Raw genomic sequence first — 4,023 nt, 5'->3', positions numbered from 1 at the left:
GAGGAGCCTGCAGCGATGTCGGTGCGATTCTCATGGGAACCGGCCACCGGCGCGCTGACCGTGTTTTGCGAAGACCGTGAAAAGCGGCGTGAACTTGCCACCGTATTCCGAGACGTGGTGCTGGCGCACGAAGGGGATATTGATGACATGCCGATTCGTCAATTCGATCTGCATGGCTTTTCCACCTCAGACATGCTCAAACGGCTGGAAAAGGATCGCATCGCAGATGTCGACCGCCCGGGCCCGCTACGCGGCGCCGTCCAGGCGCCGGTGGATCCACTCGTGCAGCAGCGGCACGCTGTCCAGCACGGCCTGCGGCGAACATCCCTGAAGCTCCTTCAGGGTGTGGGCGCCATAGGTGACACCCAGGCCGTGCACGCCGGCGTTGCAGGCCATCTGCAGGTCGTGGGAGGTGTCGCCCACCATGACCACCCGTGCGGGGTCCACGTCCAGTTCGTCCATCAGTTCGTGCAACATGGCCGGATGCGGCTTGCTGAAGGTTTCGTCGGCCGTGCGGGTGGCGTCGAACATCGGCCCCAGCCCGGTGGCGGCCAGCGCCCGGGCAAGCCCCACCCGGCTCTTGCCCGTGGCCACGGCCAGCCGCACGTCGCGCTCGGCCAGCGAGGCCAGCAGCTCGCGCACGCCGTCGAAAAGCCGAAGCTCGGGATCGCGCAGCAGGTAGTGGATGCGGTAGCGCTCCAGGAAACGGGGCATCATGGCCGGCGTCAGCTCGGGCACGGCCTTGCGCAGGGCGCTTTCGAGCGACAGGCCGATCACCCAACTGGCCGAGGAAGCCGAAGGCACGGGCAGGTCCAGGTCGCGGCAGGCGCCCTGGATGGCGGCCACGATGCTGTGCGTGGAATCCATCAGGGTGCCGTCCCAGTCGAATACGACCAACGAATACATATCAGGCCGACTCCAGTTGTTTCAGCAGTTTCAGGCAGGCCGGAGGCAGTTCGGCCCGCAATTCCAGCATGTCGCCAGTGAGGGGATGCGGCAGCGTCAGCGTGTGCGCGTGCAGGAACATGCGGTTGAACCCCCGGCGGGCGAAGTCGGCGCGCACCTCGTCGTGCCCGTATTTGTCGTCGCCCACGATGGGATGGCCGCTGGCCGCCAGGTGCACCCGGATCTGGTGCGTGCGCCCGGTGCGCAGCTCGGCGTCCACCAGGCTGTAGCTACCGTAGCGTTTGCGCAAGGTGACGATGGTGTGCGCCTTCTGGCCCTGCGCGTCCACCTTGACGCGCCGCTCGCCCGACTGGGTGGTCCATTTGGTCAGGCCCAGGCGGATATGCTGGCGGTCGTTGACCCAGTCGCCCTCGACCAGGGCCAGGTAGTGCTTGCCGCCCTTGCCCTCGCGCAGCATGGCGTGCAGGGCGAGCAGCGCGCTGCGCTTCTTGGCCACCATGAGCAGGCCGGACGTTTCGCGGTCGAGCCGGTGCACGAGCTCCAGGAAGCGGGCCTGCGGGCGCGCCGCGCGCAATTGCTCGATGACGCCGAACGACACCCCGCTGCCGCCGTGCACCGCCACGCCGGCAGGCTTGTCGATGACCAGGATGGCGTCGTCCTCGAAGACCACGGGGAACTCCGCGCCGGGCACGGGCCGCGGCTGGCCGGGATCCGGCAGGCGCAGCGGCGGGATGCGCACGGTGTCGCCCTCGGCGATGCGGTAGTCGGCCGAGGTCCGTCCCTTGTTTACGCGCACCTCGCCGCCCCGGATCGCCTTGTAGATGTGGGTCTTGGGCACGCCCTTGCACAGGCGCACCAGGAAATTGTCCAGGCGCTGCCCGGCCAGTTCGGCGGGCACCTGCACGAGGCGGACCGCCGGGGCGGCCGCTGAGGGGGAAGATTCTTTGCGCATTGCGGAAAGCGACATATAATCGGGACAGCCTGAAGGGGCTGAACCAGCCGCCTGGCGTAGAGATGCACAACACGCAACTCCGTCGAGCGCGCGCGGGCCGCCATTGTACTGCCTGCTCATTCAACCCCGGGGTCTCTTGGTCGCCGGCGCAACCGCGCTCCGCCGTACAGTGGTGTGGCATTCATTTTGCCCGCTGTCTCCGCGGATCCGTTGCCTGCCGCAAGCGGCTCTGAAGCACTGCAAGAATCGTCGCTTATTTGATTTAAAGCACCAGGTGCGCGTGGGCATCCATTCCCATCGCACCTGCCGTTCACAGCACATCCCGTCAAACCACAAACAGTGAAGCTGACCCCCCTGCTGACAGAACCCCGTGCCACACGGCACGACGTGCCCGCCTGACCCGCGGCGGATACGCCTGGGCGCACGTCCCAGGTACGGTCCGCGCCCTTCTTGCCCGCTTCAGCCGCAGCCCGAGTGACCCGAGGTCACGCGCCGATATCGGCGCGTCATGACAACGGAGAACCTCTCTCATGAAGCGCATGCTGTTTAATGCGACGCACCAGGAAGAATTGCGCGTCGCTATCGTCGATGGGCAGAAGCTCATCGACCTCGACATCGAGACCGCCGGCCGCGAACAGCGCAAAGGCAATATCTACAAAGGTGTCATCACCCGGATCGAACCCGGCCTCGAAGCCTGCTTCGTCAACTACGGCGAAGACCGCCACGGCTTCCTGCCCTTCAAGGAAGTGGCGCGCAGCTACTTCAAGGAAGGCGTGGACGTCCGCAGCGCCCGCATCCAGGACGCACTGCGCGAGGGCCAGGAGCTGATCGTCCAGGTCGAGAAGGAAGAGCGCGGCAACAAGGGCGCCGCCCTCACCACCTTCATCTCCCTGGCGGGCCGCTACCTGGTCCTGATGCCCAACAACCCCCGCGGCGGCGGCGTGTCGCGCCGCGTGGAGGGCGAAGACCGCCAGGAACTGCGCGACACCATGGAGCAGCTCGACCTGCCCCAGGGCATGAGCATCATCGCCCGCACCGCCGGCATCGGCCGCAGCGTCGAAGAGCTCCAATGGGACCTGTCCTACCTGCTGCAGCTCTGGACGGCCATCGACGGCGCCGCCCGCGACAACGCCGCGCCCATCCTGATCTACCTCGAATCCAGCCTGGTCATCCGGGCCATCCGCGACTACTTCTCCCCGGAAATCGGTGAAATCCTCATCGATACCGACGAGATCGCCGACCAGGCCACCGCGTTCATGAGCGTGGTGATGCCCGACAACGTCCAGCGCGTGAAGCGCTACCGCGACGACATCCCTCTTTTCTCCCGCTTCCAGATCGAGCACCAGATCGAGACGGCCTACTCGCGCACCGTGCAGCTGCCGTCCGGCGGCGCCGTGGTCATCGACCACACCGAAGCGCTGGTGTCCGTGGACGTGAACTCGGCCCGCTCGACGCGCGGTGCCGACATCGAGGAAACCGCGCTGCGCACCAACCTGGAGGCCGCCGACGAAGTCGCCCGCCAGCTGCGCCTGCGCGACCTGGGCGGCCTGATCGTCATCGACTTCATCGACATGGAGGACAGCAAGAACCAGCGCGCCGTCGAACAGCGCCTGCGCGACGCCCTCCATTTCGACCGCGCCCGCGTCCAGATGGGCAAGATCTCGCGCTTCGGCCTGATGGAACTGTCGCGCCAGCGCCTGCGTCCCGCCCTGAACGAGGGCTCGCACATCACCTGCCCGCGCTGCAACGGCACCGGCGTGATCCGCGACGCGGAATCCAGCGCCCTGCACGTGCTGCGCCTGCTGCAGGAAGAGGCCATGAAGGAGAACACCGCGGCGGTCCACGCCCAGGTGCCCGTCGAAGTGGCCACTTACCTGCTGAACGAAAAGCGCGCCGACATCACCAAGATGGAAGCCCGCCTGAAGGTCAACCTGGTGCTCATCCCCAACAAGCACCTGGAAACCCCGCACCACCACATCGAGCGCCTGCGCCACGACGATCCGCGCCTCGAAGAGGTGAAGACCAGCTTCGAGCTGGCCGAAGCCCCCGCCACCGACGCCGCCTGGCAGCCGCGCGAACACGAGGTGAAGAGCCGTCCGGAGGCGCTGGTCAAGGGCATCACCCCGTCGCAACCCGCCCCCGTTTCCGCGCCCGCCCCCGCGCCC

General features: G+C 66.9%; 4 protein-coding genes. 1 reads left to right on the top strand and 3 read right to left on the bottom strand.

The features are described 5' to 3' along the window. Positions 1-30 precede the first annotated feature (30 nt). The 3 genes from AD428_RS26935 to AD428_RS23740 all read right to left on the bottom strand — a co-directional run bounded on the left by AD428_RS26935 (position 31) and on the right by AD428_RS23740 (position 1,873). Positions 31-174 (bottom strand): hypothetical protein, encoded by a 144-nt coding sequence (locus AD428_RS26935; RefSeq protein ID WP_160318622.1) that lies wholly within the window; start codon positions 172-174, stop codon positions 31-33. Positions 175-246: 72 nt separating this feature from the next. Continuing rightward, positions 247-906 (bottom strand): HAD family hydrolase, encoded by a 660-nt coding sequence (locus tag AD428_RS23745; RefSeq protein WP_053246790.1) that lies wholly within the window; start codon positions 904-906, stop codon positions 247-249. Between the two features lies 1 nt (position 907). Then, entirely contained in the window at positions 908-1,873 is a 966-nt protein-coding gene (locus AD428_RS23740) for an RluA family pseudouridine synthase (protein WP_053246789.1), read from the bottom strand. A gap of 515 nt (positions 1,874-2,388) precedes the next feature. Between AD428_RS23740 and AD428_RS23735 the strand changes: the two genes are divergently transcribed. Continuing rightward, on the top strand, positions 2,389-4,023 hold a 1,635-nt coding region (locus tag AD428_RS23735), incomplete at its 3' end, for an Rne/Rng family ribonuclease (protein ID WP_152968212.1).

The organism is Achromobacter sp. DMS1 (assembly GCF_001270295.1).
Note: the sequence above shows the minus strand (reverse complement) of the source record. Positions and strands in the feature narration are given on the sequence as shown.